The 17120-nt window shown below is 27.9% G+C and carries 13 protein-coding genes; 2 read left to right on the top strand and 11 right to left on the bottom strand.

The features are described 5' to 3' along the window. Positions 1-31: 31 nt before the first annotated feature. Positions 32-856 carry an alpha/beta fold hydrolase gene (locus CP520_RS03585; protein ID WP_096863097.1) on the bottom strand — a complete coding sequence of 275 codons (825 nt, stop codon included), beginning with the start codon at positions 854-856 and terminating at the stop codon, positions 32-34. Between the two features lie 105 nt (positions 857-961). Continuing rightward, positions 962-1612 (bottom strand): nitroreductase family protein, encoded by a 651-nt coding sequence (locus CP520_RS03580; RefSeq protein ID WP_096863096.1) that lies wholly within the window; start codon positions 1610-1612, stop codon positions 962-964. Positions 1613-1855: 243 nt separating this feature from the next. Here CP520_RS03580 and CP520_RS03575 point away from each other — a divergent pair, with 243 nt between their 5' ends. Beyond that, complete coding sequence (locus tag CP520_RS03575; protein WP_096863095.1) at positions 1856-2731, top strand: HAD-IIB family hydrolase; 876 nt, start codon at positions 1856-1858, stop codon at positions 2729-2731. A gap of 21 nt (positions 2732-2752) precedes the next feature. Here the strand turns inward: CP520_RS03575 and CP520_RS03570 are convergent, their stop codons facing one another. The 4 genes from CP520_RS03570 to CP520_RS03555 all read right to left on the bottom strand — a co-directional run bounded on the left by CP520_RS03570 (position 2753) and on the right by CP520_RS03555 (position 7346). Continuing rightward, positions 2753-3430, bottom strand: coding sequence for an MBL fold metallo-hydrolase (locus CP520_RS03570; protein ID WP_096863094.1), 678 nt, complete (start codon positions 3428-3430; stop codon positions 2753-2755). Further along, entirely contained in the window at positions 3399-5213 is a 1815-nt protein-coding gene (gene pepF / locus CP520_RS03565) for an oligoendopeptidase F (RefSeq protein ID WP_096863093.1), read from the bottom strand. The genes CP520_RS03570 and pepF overlap by 32 nt, the downstream gene beginning before the upstream one ends. A gap of 17 nt (positions 5214-5230) precedes the next feature. After that, on the bottom strand, positions 5231-5902 hold the full coding sequence (locus tag CP520_RS03560; protein WP_096863092.1) for a DsbA family oxidoreductase: 672 nt from the start codon (positions 5900-5902) through the stop codon (positions 5231-5233). 76 nt (positions 5903-5978) lie between these two features. Beyond that, the gene (locus CP520_RS03555; protein WP_096863091.1) at positions 5979-7346 is read right to left on the bottom strand and encodes a M17 family metallopeptidase; all 1368 of its coding nucleotides are present in this window, start codon (positions 7344-7346) and stop codon (positions 5979-5981) included. Positions 7347-7465: 119 nt separating this feature from the next. Here CP520_RS03555 and CP520_RS03550 point away from each other — a divergent pair, with 119 nt between their 5' ends. After that, entirely contained in the window at positions 7466-8401 is a 936-nt protein-coding gene (locus CP520_RS03550; RefSeq protein ID WP_096863089.1) for a hypothetical protein, read from the top strand. Positions 8402-8424: 23 nt separating this feature from the next. Here CP520_RS03550 and CP520_RS03545 read toward each other — a convergent pair whose 3' ends face one another. The 5 genes from CP520_RS03545 to CP520_RS03525 all read right to left on the bottom strand — a co-directional run bounded on the left by CP520_RS03545 (position 8425) and on the right by CP520_RS03525 (position 17083). Further along, the gene (locus CP520_RS03545; protein WP_211276335.1) at positions 8425-9996 is read right to left on the bottom strand and encodes an AlwI family type II restriction endonuclease; all 1572 of its coding nucleotides are present in this window, start codon (positions 9994-9996) and stop codon (positions 8425-8427) included. After that, positions 9977-10912 (bottom strand): Dam family site-specific DNA-(adenine-N6)-methyltransferase, encoded by a 936-nt coding sequence (locus tag CP520_RS03540; protein WP_211276334.1) that lies wholly within the window; start codon positions 10910-10912, stop codon positions 9977-9979. The genes CP520_RS03545 and CP520_RS03540 overlap by 20 nt, the downstream gene beginning before the upstream one ends. Continuing rightward, positions 10905-11924 (bottom strand): DNA adenine methylase, encoded by a 1020-nt coding sequence (locus tag CP520_RS03535; RefSeq protein ID WP_096863086.1) that lies wholly within the window; start codon positions 11922-11924, stop codon positions 10905-10907. The genes CP520_RS03540 and CP520_RS03535 overlap by 8 nt, the downstream gene beginning before the upstream one ends. 140 nt (positions 11925-12064) lie before the next feature. Next, on the bottom strand, positions 12065-13438 hold the full coding sequence (locus tag CP520_RS03530; protein WP_096863084.1) for a M17 family metallopeptidase: 1374 nt from the start codon (positions 13436-13438) through the stop codon (positions 12065-12067). 102 nt (positions 13439-13540) lie between these two features. Next, complete coding sequence (locus CP520_RS03525) at positions 13541-17083, bottom strand: ABC transporter permease (RefSeq protein ID WP_096863082.1); 3543 nt, start codon at positions 17081-17083, stop codon at positions 13541-13543. Positions 17084-17120 lie beyond the last annotated feature (37 nt).

Here is a 17120-nt window from a genome sequence, read left to right as displayed (position 1 = left end):
AAAATAAAACAATTAAATAAAATTAATTATTTTAATTCAATTTATTTAAGAAAAAATCTTTAATCATATCTTGATAAACTTCTGGTTGATCCATTTGTAAATTGTGGCCAGCTTTACTTAATAGAATCATTGAACCATTTAATCAATTATCCATTAAACTCATTTGATCTTTTCAACCAACCACATTATCTTCTTTTCCAGAAACTAATAATAATGGGGTTGAAACTTTTTTCATTCTTAAGTCACGTTCACAACTTAATTCATAATCTTTAAACCCATCATGTTGTAAATCATGAATAAAGTCAAAATTACAATTATTAGTCCCAATTAAAACTTCTTTTTCATATTTATCTCAAGTTTCTTGATCGATTAAAACGTTGGTTGAAAAGTATTCATTAAAAGCTTTAGTATTGTTATTAAAGTTAATTGTTGAAATATCTCCACCAATTGTATGATGGCGGGAAAGATATCTTTTCTTTTCATCAGCATAAACTGCTGGTGAATTTGCAAATAAACCTTTGCATAATCTTTCTCTTTGATAAGCAATTGCTAAACCAAGATAGGCACCATAACTATGACCTGCTAAATAGAATTCTTCATGATTTGATAAATCATCAATCATTTGCAAAACTTGATTTAAGATTTCATCACTTGTTGGTCTTATAAAACTAGATGATTTACCCATTCCAGGTAAATCAAGATAAATTCTTCTATAGCAACTATTTTTTAAAACTTGTTCAAATTCATCAACCATATAATGATGATCAACGCATAATCCATGAAGAATAAATAAAGGTTTACCTTCTCCATATTCTTCATAGTAAATAGTTTGATTTGGTTTAACTTGATATTCCATTTTCTACCTTAATAGACTTCCTTTTATTTTCAATAACTTTATTATACAAAATAAGCTTAAAAAGAAAAAATAAGAACTTCTTAAAGTTCTTATTTATAGAAATTATTATTTAATTTTAAACATGCTTTCTTTTGGTTGACGAATTCTAATATGATGTTTGTTTCTTTCACTATCAGGGTTTGCTTTTCCAATAGCCATAGACATATTAATTCTTTGTCCTTCAATCATATCACCTTGTTCTAAAGCAATTTGATGAATTAGTGGTTGATGAAATCCTCCCATTGGAGTTGTTTGTCATCCTAACTCTGTTGCTTGTAATGCCATAAAAGCAAAAGCAATGGCAGTATCACTAATATCTAAAGTGTCTGCAAAAACTGATTTTCTTCCATAATAATCAAATAAGAAGTTAATCATTGATTGTTGTTGTTCAGGATCTTTTAAATAGTAATGAAGATCAACATCTTTAATTCTTTGACCATCATTTATGATTTGCATTTTTCAAGGAGTTCCTACAAATAAAACGATAGCTGATGCATCATCAACAATCTTTTTATTGAAGTCTTGAAAAGCTTTACGATAAGCTTGTTTTGCTTTTTCACTTTTTAAAATAACTACACTACTATCTTGTAGGTTATTTGAAGTTGGGGCTAATCAAGCAGCTTCAATGATTTGTTGTAAATCCTTGTCACTAATTTCATTACCTTTTAAATATTCTTTAGTTGTTACTCTAGTTTGGATAGCTTGTTTTACATCCATAATATCTTTCCTCTATTCTATAAATTGAGTTTGATTACTTTTATTTTAGTAATGTAATTATTATATTCTTTATCCTAACTAAAAGTAAGTACTATATTTTTAAAATATATTTGGGACAAAGTAATAGTTTTTATCTTATTCTATAGCGAGAAGATATTTATAGGTGTTTATAGCCATAAAAACTAAATCAATAAGTGTTTTTAAGTTAAAATTATAAAGTATTTGAAAAAAGGGGATTATTAAATTAAACTATACAACGTTAATAAAAAACGTTTAATCTTAGTTGATTTAGACGGAACTATTTTAATGAGTGATGGTGAAACCATCCATGAAAAAACCTTAAGTGTTTTAAAACAAGCCATGAAAGATGGGCATAGAGTATGTATCGTGACAGGACGTCCTTGAATTGCCTCAGCAAAACAATACCAAGAATTAGGACTAGACACCCTACTTACTAATTTCGATGGTTCATATATTCATGATCCAAAAGTTAGAGAATTTAAAAGAATTCTTTTCCCAATCTCAAATGAGATTATTAAAGAAATTCTTGATAATGATGTTATTCAAGCATCATGTGTCAACATTATGACTGAATACTATGACAAATCAATGTTAAGAAACCGTGATGAAGATTTAGAAGGATTTTTCCATCTAAACGAAATGGCACCAGGTGCCTTTGTTTGTGCAGATCCTAAAACTGATTGAGTTGGACCTGCAAATAACATCGTTTTAAAATTAAAAGATTCTTCAGTTAAAAACGATGTGATTCGTGCTTTAGCTGACTATAAAGATACTGTTAAAATTCAAACAGATACTTTATATGGAGTAACAAGAGATAACAAAGAGTTACCAATCATTTCTTTAACTAATAAATTAGCAAACAAAGGAAATGCAGCTGGAATTTTAGCACAATATTATAACAAAGATATTCGTGATGTAATCGCTTTTGGAGATCAAATGAATGACTACAACATGCTAACTTCTGTTGGTTATGGAATTGCTATGTTAAATGGAGCTGATGCTTTAAAAACCGTTGCTGATGGAATTACTTGAAAAACTAATAACGAAGGTGGAGTTGGCTACTACCTAGAAGAATTATTAGCTGGAAAAGAAATTTAATAGGATGCAAAAAGAGAAACCTTAACGGTTTCTCTTTTGTTTTGTCTTTTTAAATCAATCTTTATCAAGTTTATCTAAGCGTTCATTTGTGATTGGTGTATCAAAATGACCTGGATAAATTTTATAAGCCATATAACGAACATCCATATTAAATAAGGTTCTACGAAACTTTATATAACTTGTTCCTGGTTGAAGCATTTTATGATTTCCATAGCAAATTTCATTGTTATTGATATAGACATAATCACCTGTAAATAAGGCTTTAATGTCACTAAAGTCATAAAAGCAACTACCTCTGCTATGACCTGGATTTGGCTTCATTTTGACATGCATTCCACTCATAGTTAAAGATTTTTCTTTAGTAAAGTTCTTAATGTTTTTTCTAAATTCCATTGTTCATGGTTCAGTTTTATTTGATAAGTTCTTTTTACTATCATGAATTAATTCATGATCATCACTATGGATTCAAACTTTAACATCAGGATTAGCATCAATTACTTTATCTAAGCCTTTAATATGAGTTGCATGACCATGAGTAATTAAAATATTAGTTAATGTTAATTCATTATCTTTTAAATACTTTAAGATAGCTTCTTCTTCATTAGCTACATCAATTAAAACAGCTTCTTTGATTTCGTCATTTGAAACAAGATAAGCATGAGCTTTATTATTTTGCTTGTGGGTAAGGATTTTTATCATTTAATAATTCTTCTAATTGTTTAGTCATGTCACTAATTGCATTAATTAATGGCATATAAGTTTCTTCTTTATTAAAGTCAATTCCAGCATCCATCATAATGTCTAAAGGATCTTTTGAACCTCCTGCTTTTAAGAAATTAATTAAGATTTCAGGATGTCCATTTTTAACATCTTGATATAGTTTGTAACTTGCAGTTACATCAATTGCATATTTATAAACATAGAATGGTGAATGAAAGAAATGAGATACTCTTGGTCATGAATATTGACCATCAGTATTTTCTGGTTTATCAAAAACACCATAACCATAATCTGCTTGAGTATCATTAAATAATTTAGCTAATGATTCTGCAGTTTGAGGAACATTTTGTTGCACTAAATTATGAGCACGATATTCAAAGTCAGCAAATTGAATTTGACGATAGAAGGTTGATACTAAATCAAAGATTCTTTGTTGTAGTAAGTAAATCTTTTCATCACGATCTCTTGTTGTATTAATTAAATAATCATATAGCAAGTGTTCATTAACTGTTGAAGCAACTTCAGCTAGAATAATTGGATAATCTGCTAATGGGTATGGTTGTGCTTCATCAGCAAATAAAGTATGAACTGAGTGACCTGATTCATGAGCTAAGGTTGTAACTGAGTTTAATTTGTCATCTCAGTTCATTAAAATAATTGGTTCAACACCATTTCCACCAGTTGAATAAGCACCAGATGTTTTATTAGTGTCTTCATAGAAATCAATTCTATTTGGACCTCAAGCTTTATCTAATTTTGTCAAATAATCCGGTCCTAAAACACTTAAAGCTTTTTTAATTAAGTTTTGTGCTTCTTCAACATCATAAGTTTCAGTATATTCATCAACTAATTTTAATTGACGGTCAGTTGCATAATATTTATCTAATTTAAAATGTTTTTTAGTAATTAAACTAAAATCTTCAAACGGTTTAATGTATTTTTTACCAACTTCAAGAAGTTTTAAATAAACATCAACAGGAACATTATCTCCATCTAATGATGCTTGTAAAACTGAATCATAACCTCTTAGGTTAATTGATTCAGTTGATGATTGCATAATTCCTTCATAAACGTTTGCAAAAGAATATTTCTTATCAATAATTCCTTTATTTGCTAATTGGTTAACTTGTAATCTTAATTGTTGATCGTTTACTGGGTCTGAATCTTGCATAATTTTTAGTTGGAATGAACTAGTAACTGGAGTTTCAACACCATTATAGTCAATCTTTTGTTCTTGATTATCAGCAAAAGCTAATGAATCATACATTCCAGAAATTGCTCCTCTACTTCTAGCAACTTTTGAAAGCAATTCTTCATCATGAGCTGATAGAACGTGTTTTGCTTGTTTAAAGAAGTTTTTGTATTCTAAAGCAAAAGGTTGTAAGTCTTTATCTTCATTAATTCAACCCATAATTGTTTCTTCACCAACTTCTTTAAGTTCTGGTGCTTCTCAAGCAGTTTCAATATTAATTTGTTGATAAACATTCATTAATAAACCTTCTAATTCTTGATATAAAGTATTAGTTTGGTCAGTATCTCCTAAATGAATATAAACAATTAGTTTAGTAGAAATTTTAGCCATTTCTTCTTCATTTAATTGGAAAGCTTTAAAATCATCCTTATTCTTTAGTTTTCCTTTAAATGAGGCTTCTTTTTTCCCTAATTCAGCCATTTTATTTAAATCAGCTTTTCATTCATCAACGTTTTTATATAAATTAGAAAAATCTCATTTATATTGGTTAGTAGCTTCTGTTCTTTTCATAATTTCTCTCTTCTTTCTTATTCTTCAATAATTTCAATTTCAGGTTCTACTAAAACCGGAATTTCTTTAATTATTTTTTTAAATTGATCAATTGAAGCAACTCCTGAAACCATTTCTCCATTTGGGAAAATGATAAAAGGAACTCCTTCAATATCGTGATCTAAACCTTCTTGTTCATCTAAGAAAACCATTTCTAGATATTTACTTGCTTCAAAAACTTGACTAGTATCATTTCCGGTCATTCCAGCAGCTTTTGATATTTTTAAAAGTTCATCTGGATTAGAAATATCTTTTCCCTTACTTCAGTAGTTTAAGAAAAGTAATTTTACTAAATCAATGGCTACTTCATAGTTATCATCATAAGTTTTTGCAAGTTGTAATAACTTATGAGGATGAATAGTATTTAACGGAATAATGTTTTTAAATTCGTAACGTAATCCAGCTTGTTTAACCATTTTATGAACTGTACTTGAATCAAAAACTTTCTTTTCTTCAGTTGAAATCTTTTTAAAAGCTTTTGTTTGTTCTGGTTTTTCTGGGTTAAAGTCTGGATAGACTTGAAAAGTTTTAGGATCAATTCTAAAATCTTTTCTTTTTAAATCACTAATTGCTTTTCTTAAATTAGTGAAAGCTAAATATGAATATGGTGAAGTAAAGTCAATTCACATATAAATTGTTTGTTTAGGCATATAGCACCTCTTTTGTATAAATAAAAATTAAGACCTATTGTCTTAATTTTATAATTTTAATAATATAAATGTTAAATTATTTACTTAACAATTCAAATAAGGTTTTAACCATGACACCAGTTCCGCGTTTTGTGTTATCAGCAGTTCCAGCGATATCTAAGTGAATGTATGGTTTTCCTTCTGCAAATTCATTTAAGAAAGCAGCTGCAGTTGATGCACCAGCATCAGATCCAGGTTCAGCATTAGTTAAATCTGCAATTGGTGTTTTTTGCATTTTTTCTAAATGTTCTTGCATAATTGGCATTCTTCAGATTTTTTCATCTGAATAACTTTGTGCTTGTTTTAATGGTTCTCACATTTCATCACTTGTAGTAAATGCTGCACTCATTCAAGGACCAAGAGCAACGACAATAGCTCCAGTTAAAGTTGAAGCTTCAATGATTTTATCAGCATGTAATTCTCTGATTGCATAAGTCATACCGTCAGCTAAAACCATTCTTCCTTCAGCATCAGTGTTATCAATTTGCACAGTTAATCCGTTCATTGATTTAACAACTGATTCCGCTAAAATCGCATGTCCACCAATTCTGTTATCAGTAAACATTCCAATGGCAGCAACATTAGTTTTAACCTCAGCTTTTGCTAAGGCAAAAACAGTTGAAATCATGATTGCAGCCCCACTCATATCAAATTTCATTCCTTCTAGATATCTAGCAGGTTTTAAGTTATACCCACCACTATCAAAAGTAATTCCTTTACCAACTAAAACTGTTTTATCAGTTTCAGGAGCATTGTTATATTCAACAATGACAACTTGTGGTTCAATTTCTGAACCAGCATTAACAGCTAAGAATAATCCCATTCCTAGTTTTTCTGCTTCTTTTTTTCCTAAAACAGTTACTTTAACGTTAGGAATTTTTTTAGCATCTTCTTTAATACGGTGTGCTAATCAAACACTGGTTGCAATGTTTGGTGGAGTATCTTGTAAAGTTCTTGCATAATTTTGAAATTCAATTTTAATCATTTCTTTTTTAAATTCATCATCAAATCCGTTTAATGAAGTTAAAAGATTGTAATTGTATTCTACACTTGGTTTATTTTCTTTTTTATCAGTTAATTCTTGATAAGTGTTGTAACCAATAGTTTCTACAATGTCATTAAATAGTAATTCTGATGTATAGTAAGCATCACAATAACCATTAATAAAAGAATCTAAATCAATATCAACATTCATGATATTTGCTTTCACAAATTCTGAAATTGCTCTTTTTAGTTCTAATCTTCTATCTTTGTTTTCTTTAACTTTGATATAGATAACTTTATCTTTATCATCTAAGAAATAACTTGTTTTTGTAGCTTTAATTAACGGATTATTATTTGCTAAATCATTATTAATATATTGAACTTTATATTCATTTTTATCTTTATTATTTAAGGTAATCATTATTAATTTATTTCCCTTCTTTTTATTAAAGAAATTATAGCATTTTAATGAAAAGAACCCTATTTTTAGATTTGATAGAGTTAGAATTAAAATACAAAAATTAAAAAGGGGAAACTAAAATGAAGAAAAGACCATGACTAAAAGAAAATGATGAAGGAGAAATGTTTTTAGTATTAAAAATGATGGGTAATGTTCGAGGATTTTATGATTTTGCAGATTTCTTTTTAAAAACAAATGGCATTAATGAAGACTTGATAAATAGAGATGTGTTTTGTGCAATAGAAATTTATGAAGGTGTATTGAATTTGATATTGAAAAATCATCACCTTGAAAATATGACTCGTATATTAGCGAATTTATCTGCGAATATACCGCAAGGTTTCTTTCCTGAAATGAAAGAAATAGAGACAAATAATTTTTTAATATTTTGTCAACAAACTTGAGAATTTATCGAAAGGCTTATATATGACATAGCGAAATGAAATGAAAGAAACTATGACTATAAAATATCTTTTAATAATGAAAATCAAAAAAAGAAAATTAAATTCATTAAATTTATGAGAAATTTGATGTCGCACTATAAGGTAAGTAGGAGAACACCTAAAGAAATCGCTAAAGATGTATCAGAATTTAATGAAGCATGAAAAATCGAAGAGGAAAATCTGTTTGAAAAGATGGATAAAAGTAATATTTTTACTTATTTAAGTAAAAATGATGTTGTGGAAATTTGCGAAGTAATAGACACAGAGAAATGAAATACTAAAGAAAAAGTTGACCTTACCAAAATTTCTTTAGATGATAATTTGAGAGCTCTGGATTTAAAAAATGAAGTAATTTCAAAAGAAAAGTGAGATTTAACAGCCTCTTGCACTGTATATAATTCGCTGTGAAACCCTGGAGATGTATCCAAATTTGCTGAGGTAGATCTCTGGAAAACTTACATACAATTAAATTCAAACTATTTCCTTAGAATATCAATGTATAAATTCACTTTGGCCATTGTTAATTGCGCTATTTTATTATTTTGTGCAGAATTTAAAAAAATCGAAAATTAAAAAAAGAACTCAAAACGAGTCCTCTATAGGTTTATTACTTCATGATAATCATTTAAGTTAGTAATTTTATCAACCAATTCGCTGATAACGATTGGTTTATACGATATTTTAAATCTTTCTTCTAAAAAATCCATTTCATCGTAATTATCTTCATGGAATCTAGGAGAAACAAATATAACGACACCCATTTCATTTTCTTCTTTATTGTCTAGTAAATGCCTTTTTATAGGGATAATTTCCTTACTAAATAAATCATCTTTAGAACGTAACAATGTAACTTCAATTGGAAATGTTAAATCTGAAGATTTAAATAGAATGTCAGGTTTACCCCCTGGAGCATGGGTATATGGTACGCCTTGGTCATCTGCTATATAATTCGGGATAATTGTTTCATTTGGAAATTTTTTCTTAAACAATGCCGCAGTTAAAAATTCTAATCTTGTAGGTTCGGAAATATTTTTTAATAATTCATCTTTCGTACCGGTCTTTGATTTTATTAAATTATTTAATTCCTTAGATATCTCTTCATAACTATATCTATTTGATATATCTTCTAAAAATACATTTTTTGCTGAAATATTTTCAATTACAGAATCGCCCACGTTATTTAAAAATAGAGAAATGATTTTTTTGTCAACTTTTCCATTTTCTTCAAAATATTCTTCTGAGGTAGAAAAGTCCTTATTTATAAGTGGCATTTTTACGATGTAGTCAACTATTATTTTATTTGATGTGTTTTCATCTATATATAAACCGTTTCCTCTTAAAGAGATTAATCCAGTTTCACGCATTTTTCTAATATAGTCATCAACCGATTCATCAAAAATTTTGCTTTGTTTTATATACTTTCCTGATTCTTTTACATTTGTTCCAAGTAAAGATAAACAAATTTCATAATAATTTTCTTTTGTTTGATGATTTTTAAATTTTATTCTACAATCAATTATTAGATTTCCTAATTTTTCATAGTCATCATTTGGCCAACATAAAAACAATGCCAGTTCTTTTTTACTTAGCCCCTTAAATTTATTTTCCAGCTTTGTTCTTAAAAAAACTATTGTGTTCAATAGCAGAATTAATGGGTGATTATCATTTGCGTTTTTTCTATAAAGATTATTTGTTTTATATCTCATCATTGAGATTGTGAAAACTGCAGATGATAAGATAGAATCTTGCTCTAAATCAGACTTTATAAGAAGATCACCCAGTGGTGATATTTGAATAGGTTTTCCAATTGCATAATTTGTAAAAGCAAATTCTTTTGTGATTTTATATCATGTATCAAAACGTGATGGTCAACCTGATGTAAAACCTGCTTCTTTATGATTTTGAGGTGAATTTTTTATTATTTCTTTTGCTTGTTCATCGGTAAAATTCTCTTCACTATTTAATACCTTATTAAGTTCAGGAATACTTTTTATATATAACGGTTGATAAATTTTATTTTTAACAACATCTCTACAAATTTCCTGTATTAACTCATTAGTTAAAATTTGTCCCTCATATTTCTTTAATATTTCTAAAAATTGAGCAATTCTTTGAGGGTTTCTCAAAGTTGTTGTAAAAGAAAGCGGTTTACTTTTTGGTTTTGCCATAATTAGTCACATATACCTCTCTACTTTTTTTTACACTATTGTCATGATAACTAATAAAGTTACTATTTAAATCATACGACAAATATTTTTTTCTTCACTTGTTAAATATCTCATTTTCTCGACCTTTGTGAATCGCCAAATTAGTAATTCCAAAATTAATATTTTTTTCATCCAAAATATCAATTATCTTATAAAGTTCTTCTTCCATTTTTTTGTTTCAAAGTTTATTGTATTCACTATTAGATACTAAATATGGAGGATCTAAAAAAACAAACATTTTTTCTTTAATTGGAGCTTTATTCAAAGCAACTTTAAGAAACTCTTTGTAATCAAGGTTATAAAATGATATATCGTTCTCAATTATTCAATCGAAATAATTATTTAAAGCCACTACAACATTGTTATTAAAATCAACATTTCCTACCGGCAAGTTAAAATCACCATGTGAATTAAACCTTATCATATGGTTAAATCCGTAAACCAATAATAAATAAAGATCTTTGAAATTTGTTTTTTTCTTATTATTAAAATCATCCTTAAGTTTTTTATATCCTGTCCAATTCTTTTTGGAGTAATAAGTTTTTTTAAATTCTAATTTCAATTCTGCACTTGGCATATTAATGTTTCAGTATGAAGATGATAAATTATATTTTTGAATTGTTCTTTTTTGGCTTTTAAAAAATTTTTCTTTATTGTTTGCATTTTTAGCTAGATATTTATGAAGTCCAATAATATTGGGATCTAAATCATTCAAAATATAAAAATTTGCTTTTACATTTAATGCTGGGCTTCCACCTCCTAAGAATGGTTCAATTCAAGTTGATATATCATCAGGAATAAATTTTTGTATTTGATTCATTACCTTATATTTATCGCCAACATAAAACAAAGGGCTTCTGACATTTTTTTTATCCATTATAAACCTCTGTTACAAATACATATTCTAAATGATTATCAAAATCAGTTTTACCAGCCGAAAATTGCTTATGTTTTAATGGAAAAACTTTTGTTTCCCCTTTTGTTTCTAGGACCTTTTCTAAATCCTTAAAACTTATTTTATTTTTTGAGGAACTACTTTTAGGAGCAAAAGTATTGTTATAAGTTACAACTATATAATTAGTATTTGCATTGTCTATTAAATCTTTAAAACTATTGAGAGCTCCTTCTCTAGAATAATTGCTCATGTTTTCTGGTTCAGGTTTCATGGCTACACCATGCAAATCGGGAAAATCTCATTTAGTAAGAGTTTCTAAAACATGATAGAACCTAGAATATTGTCTTGAGTTATAAGGGGGATCAACAAATAAAATATCACACTTAATTTTTCTAATTAGTTCGTTACTATCTTCTTGATAAATTTCAAATTTTTTATTATTAATTTCAGCATTTATTAAATTGAATTGAAATCTAGATTTCAATTTTTTAGAATTTTTTTTAAGATATGCTTCATAATGTCCAACAGTGTTAGAAACTTTATCTGCTGAATATAATAACGAAGCAATTAATATACTTCGCTCTCTTAAATTAATTTTTTTGGAATTGTATTCGTTTTCTATAAGTTGTCTAATATAACCTATTTTTTTGCTATCATTATATTCAAAATACTTATTACCGAAATTTTTAGAAAAATAATTTTCTTCCAAATCATTAGAATTAATAATATTAAATTTTTCTTCATATTTTTTAAGTTTTTCTAAATTGTAATTTCCTTTTCCTCAAAAGCCTTCAAAAACTATATTATTAGAAAACAAAAAATCGTTAACAATAATTTTCTTAAAATCATTTTTAAGGTAGTTCGATACTGCTCCAGTTCCTGCAAATATGTCACAAAAGATTTCACCTTCACAATTGTCTTTAATAATTTCAGATATTTTTGGCATTAATTTTTGTTTATTACCAGTGTATCTTCTATTCTCAATTTCAAACATTTTTATCAATCCCTTTTATAAAATAAATTATAAATTATAAACAATATTAAATGTTATTAATTATGAAAGCGATTGAAGTATCATACTTTTTAACTTAAATAAAAAATGAACTTGTAAGTTACAAGTTCATTCAATAATTATTATTTATTTAGCATTTCAAATAGTGTTTTAACCATAACACCAGTTCCACGTTCACCATTATCAGCAGTTCCAGCGATATCTAAGTGCATGAATGGTTTTCCTTCAGCAAATTCATTTAAGAAAGCTGCTGCAGTTGATGATCCAGCACCAGCTGCTCTACTTCCAGTATTAGTTAAATCGGCAATTGGAGTTGCTTGCATTAATTCTAGGTGTTCATTGTAGATTGGCATTCTTCAAACTCTTTCACCAGTGTATGCTTGAGCAGCATCCATTTCTTTTCAAAGTTCTTCTGATTTAGTAAATCCACCAGTTGCTAAGTGTCCTAAAGCAACAACCATAGCTCCAGTTAAAGTTGAAGCTTCAATAATTCTGTCAGCTTGTAATTCTCTAACAGCATAAGTCATACCATCAGCTAAAACTAATCTTCCTTCTGCATCAGTGTTATCAATTTGCACAGTTAATCCGTTCATTGATTTAACAACTGATTCAGTTAAAGTTGCATGTCCACCAATTCTGTTATCAGTAAACATTCCAACAGCAGCAACATTAACTTTGGCATTTGCTTTTGCAAGAGCAAAAACAGTTGAAAGCATAATTGCAGCCCCACTCATATCGAATTTCATTCCAACCATTGCTGATGAAGGTTTTAAGTTATATCCTCCAGAATCGAAAGTAATTCCTTTTCCAACTAAAACAGTTTTTTGTTTTTCAGGTGCGCCATTATATTCAGCAACAACTACTTTTGGTTCAATTTCAGAACCAGCATTAACAGCTAAGAATAATCCCATTCCTAGTTTTTCTGCTTCATGAATTCCTAAAACTTTTAATTTAACATTTTTAAAGTTTTTAGCATCTTGTTCAATTGTTTTTGCAATTCATTCACTTGTTGCAATGTTTGGTGGAGTATCTTGAAGATCTCTAGCATAGTTTGTAAAGTCAGTTTTAATAACTTCTTTTATGAATTCATCATCTAATTTTTTATTACTTGTAACAATGTTGTATTCAAAATCAGTTGGTTTAACTTCTTCTTTTTTAAAAGTAAATGGTTGATGTGAAACATAACTTAATGTTTCAACTAAAGCGTTGAACATTAATTCTTCTGTGAAATCAACATCAGCATATCCTTTCACAAAAGTATCAAATTCAATATCAACATTACTAATGTTTTGTTTTACTAAACTAGTAAAAGCTTTAATGAATTCTCTTCTTTTATCATCAGTTTTACTATTTAATTTTACATAAATGGTATTGTCTTTTGTACTTAAGAAAATATTTCCTTTAGTATCTTTTAAAAAGTTGTTTGTTTCAACTAAGTCGTTTGAAGCAAAAACAACTTTAAAATCGTTTTTATCTTTTGAGTTTAATTTAATCATTTTTAAATTTCCCCTTTTCTTTTTGTTTTAGATTATAGCACCAATAATCTCATGAAAAAAGAATGAATCTAGCAAGTTTCAAACTTGTTGATTCATTCTTTTTTAAAGCGTAGCAAAGGCATCTTTTGGTTTTAAGAATCTTGTGTAAGTTACAACAGAAATAATTACCATAGCCATAAAGAATAAGGTTTCAAAAATACCAATTAAGTAGAACAACCAGTAAGAAGAGAAATGTAATTGTAAGAAAATATTTTCTTCTGCTGCTGGTGCTAATTGGTGAATTAATAAAGCACTTAATCCAATTGAAATTAAGAAAGCCATAATTGCTGCAATTAGATATCCAGAAATTAGATATCAAATAATATCTCTTTTACGATATCCCATTGCTTTAAATAAAAGAATTGTCTTTTTATTTTCAAACAAGATTAACGTAATAATAATTAATGATAAAGCTAAGCAAAGAATAATTAATAATCAAATTAATCTTGTTACTAAGGTTTTGTATTCATTAACAGTTCTTGCAAAAACAGCACTAACTAAAGCAACAGTTTTTTGTTCAAAGTTATATGAATCTGCTTTATAAAGATAATCATCAACATATCCACCATCATTTATTCTATGAGGAATATTAATGTTTTGAACAAAGTATGGAATATCACTTTTTGAATAAATTGTATTATCTAAGTTCTTATCAATAAAGAGTTTGTTTGTTTGGTTTTTAGATTCTGTTAATAAGTCATATAAAGCTTGTTTATTGAAGAATCCTTCATTAAGAACACTATCATCATCAACATATTCTTTAATCTTGAATCCGAAGTTTCCTTTTAATCCAAAGGTTGATAAATCAATCTTAATGACATCGCCTGTCTTAATTTGCATTTGGTTTTTTGCTAAAGAAGAAACAGAAGCATCAAGAACTTGATATTCTAAACCATCAATTTTATCTGAATAGAAATGTTCACCTAAATTACTAATTGGATTAGTAAAAGGTTGTTGATTAAATTTCTTATCAACTCCATACATTGAAATCTTGCCACTATCAGCTAATCCATTAATTTGTAAAGCACTAATTTGTTCTTTTGGATTAATGACAATGTTTCCAAAGTAAAGTGAAAGAGATGGATATTTAATTCCAAAAGTTTGGTGTTGAGCTTGATATAAATTAAAGATTGTTGAAGCAATAGTAATAAAGTCATTGTTTGGATCTTTTTTCTTTAATTCATTAATGTATTTTTCAGCATTATCAAATAAAGCTTGAAGATTTCCTTCCCCTGATTTATCAATTCTTTCAAATAAACTTGAAAAATAAGTTCCATAAATTTGTCAGTTTTTTAAATTATGAAGTTCACGGAAATATCATTGTGCTAAGTTAGCACTTGTTAATTTTTGATTATGGATTTTGTGAATCAAGTCTAAATTAACAGGTTTGATAATTCCATTTGTAGCAATAACTTCTTGATTGAATTTTACAATATCTTCTTCAGATCATTTTCCAGCTAAAGAAACAGCAACCTTACCGGCTATAGCTAGGATTTCTTGTCTTGTTTTTGGAACACTAACAACTTCATGTGTTACTGGGTCAATTAAGAAACCATCATTGTCGAGATTAGTTCTTCCTTTAATAGTATTTGTCCCAATAATTGTGTCAACAAAGTAATAGAACAAGTCATAGTCATAGACTGATTCATTAGAATGTTCATCATTAATTTGTTTCTTTTCTTCATCTTGATTAGATTTAAACTTATTAGCATCAATCGTTTCATAGCTTGTACTTGTCTTATCAATGTTTAAGACGTTTTTAGGATACATAGTTGAGGTAGATTGATAACTTCCCATTCATTTTGCATAACTATCTTTTTGCATTGAAATTGAGTGGTTAAATTGAACCCCAAACAAGGTTACGGTAAATAGAATCGTGAATAAAATAAAGGTTACAACGTTTTTTGCAAAGTTCTGGCGAACAAAAGCAAACCCTATTCTAAATTGTGGTGAAGCATGTTTTGTTAAAGGGTCAGTAACTTTTGCTAAGAAAATTTGGAACTTAGACATTTCATTTCCAGAACTTTGTAGACTTAATCCTTTTCCAGAAACTATCGCAAAGTTAATTAAAAAGAAAACAAATAGAGTTCCAACTAAGAATAAAATTAAAATTCCAAAAGTTACTCACGTTAATTGATATCAATTAATTGTAAAAGCATATTGGGATAATAATGCTTCTTCTAAGAACCACATCATTAACATCGTTCCAGCTACAGATGCACCAAGTGCTACAAGTAATGGAACAAAAACTGAAAAAGCATTCACTAATGAAAGAATTGCATTGTTTTCTCCCATTGCTTTTAAGAATCAAAGAGTTTTCTTTTCAGAAGAAATTGCTTCTTGAATAATAAAGACAGCTACTAATAAAGTTAATACTAATAAAGCAATATCAATAAAAATAGTTGTTGATTTATAAATCTTTAATGGAGTGTGATATTTTGCAAAAGGAAAAGTAGATTGATCAATCGCACGAATTGGATTTTGAATTGCTAATCCGTTCTGACCATTTCCACTTGTTCTTAAGAATAAAGGTTGTTTAACATCATTATCAAGCGCATATTTTTGTTCCCCTAATAAAGTCTTATTTAAAATATTTGAAGCAGTTATTAACTCATTAAGATTGTTATAAACTCCAGTTGAACCTTCAATTGGAACTCAAGCACTAAGTGTTAAATCACTAATATATTGACTACCAACAATATCTGAAAAAACGGTTTGCGGAACATAAACATCAACTATTCCGTTTGCCATAATTGCAGACGTATTACTAGTAGCAGCTCCAGCAATTTGGCCTTTAATAATTTTAGAGTTGATATTAATTTCCATTTCATCCCCAATATGTTTTTTAGCCAAACGGAAATAGTTTGATGTTACATAAAATTGCGGTAATGATTTATTAATATCTTTCTTTTTAGAAATATCATTTTGCTTGAAATGATATAAGTTATTAAAACGTTTAGTATTAGTTTCTTTTCTAAAAGGATTTGGTAAAGATTCATCGAATTGTTCACTTACACCAAGTGAAACTTGAATCCCTGGATTATCATAGTCATTTGCAGTCATCATTTCAGTTCCCAAAAATCCTGATTCAAAACCTTTGATATTTTCTGGGAAATATTTTTCTGATAAGAATTGTAATAAAAGGTTATGTGAATAATATCTAGATCAATCATTTAATTCTTTATAGTAAGGTTCAAAAGTATTTAATAAAGAAACATCACCTTGGTTTTCACCAAGTTTTTGAATTACTTTATTATCGATTAAGAATTTTTTAGCATCATCAACACTATAGCTAGAATTCATTTCATTAATTCCCATAGCAAGATAATTTTCAAATTCTTCTTGTCCAGAATCACTTAATTTATATAAATATTCTGGATTATCTTCACTGTCTTTATCTAAAAAAGCAAAAGCAGAATATTGAGAATTTGTTTGGTTATATTTATTAACAATATCTAACATATTGACTCCAAACTTAGCCATAAAGGTTGTTAAGCCATTAACAATAGAAAAAGAAACGATTAAAAAAAGGACTAAGGAAATATATAGTCGAAATTTATTAGAAATGTTTTTAAAAGCTTGTTTAACTAGTAATTTAAAACTCATTTATCCTGATCCTGCTCCATTATTGTTGTGTTTTAAT

Origin of the sequence: Mesoplasma lactucae ATCC 49193, from assembly GCF_002441935.1 — a bacterium.
In the GTDB taxonomy this organism is placed as follows: domain Bacteria; phylum Bacillota_I; class Bacilli_A; order Mycoplasmatales; family Mycoplasmataceae; genus Edwardiiplasma; species Edwardiiplasma lactucae.
The sequence above is the reverse complement of the archived record's forward strand: the minus strand, read 5'-3'. Positions and strand labels throughout refer to the sequence as shown.